The organism is Alcanivorax sp. HI0044 (genome assembly GCF_001634945.1).
On record NZ_LWEZ01001786.1, the window covers coordinates 1 to 1,098 of the forward strand.

2 pseudogenes are annotated in these 1,098 nt (G+C 57.3%); one reads left to right on the forward strand and one right to left on the reverse strand.

Annotation, left to right across the window (positions count from 1 at the left end):
• Positions 1-684, reverse strand: a pseudogene (locus tag A3730_RS26720) (tail-specific protease); the annotation flags it as partial.
• Positions 685-847: 163 nt separating this feature from the next.
• Here A3730_RS26720 and A3730_RS26725 point away from each other — a divergent pair.
• A pseudogene (locus A3730_RS26725) lies at positions 848-1,098 on the forward strand (hypothetical protein); the annotation flags it as partial.

Here is a 1,098-nt window from a genome sequence, read left to right on the forward strand (position 1 = left end):
ATCAAATGTCTGCGTCAGCGCATTCATGTACACCTGGAATACATCCTCAGGGGTATTCTGCCTGATCCGCTTCAACTGGCTTTCGTAGCGACGAGTGAGCCGCGTTTCGATATCTTCCGCGCTGGAATCGTTGAGGCGCATGGAGAGCACCGCATTTTTCAGCTGGCGCTGCCAGATTTCATCCAGCGCCGCCTTGTCCTTGGCCCAGGGGGCATCCTCACGATCCACTCTTACCGACTCTTCGCTGTCGAAGGTCAGCGAATCCAGGTCATTGGCGATGGTTTCCAGTGACCAGGTCAGGCGCTCTTCCAGGCGCTGCTGGAAGCGATTGAAAATGGTATAGCCGCCTTCCAGCTGACCCTTGCGCAGCTGGTCATCCAGGATCTCGTTATAGCGCTGGAAGTCCTTGATGTCGGACGCCAGGAAATACAGACGATTGGGATCCAGGTCTTTCAGGTAGCGCTGCAGCACCTGTTCAGAAAGCTGATCGTCGAAATCCAGCTGGCGATAGTGATACTTGAGCTTGTCAGCAATTTCTTCAGCCGCTTCCAGTTGCTCTTCCGTCGGCTTCAGGTCGCCCTGAATATCCGGCGATGAGTCGTGAAGGGCGCCGCCGCCTTTGATTGCCCCACCCAGCAACAACAGGGCAAGGGCAAGAGGGAACAGCTTACGGAGTAATGACATACTGGCTCTCAAACAGTTTTTTTCAGTATAGCCGACAGCCCGGGAGCGGTCATTCAGGGTTGAATCGCCGGCTATCGGTGTAGACTATCGTGATGGCACGAAGTTGCAGTGCCTGGCGCCGTCTATCGGCGTAATTCTATGACCCTAGCGCACGGGAGATACTTTGCACAGACTGTTCAGCCTGTTTTTCCTGGCGGGTATCGCCGGGGCTGTGATCCAGCTCATGGCCGGGGACATGGAGGCACCGGGGCGCCTTATCAATGCCCTGTGGGAATCCGCTGATCTGGCAGTTGAAGTGAGCTTGGGCTTGATCGGGGTGCTGGCCCTGTGGAGCGGCCTGTTTCGCCTGGCGGAAGCCAGCCGACTGGCCGATCGGGTGTCCGGCTGGGTGACGCCGGTGCTGGCCCGTGTCAT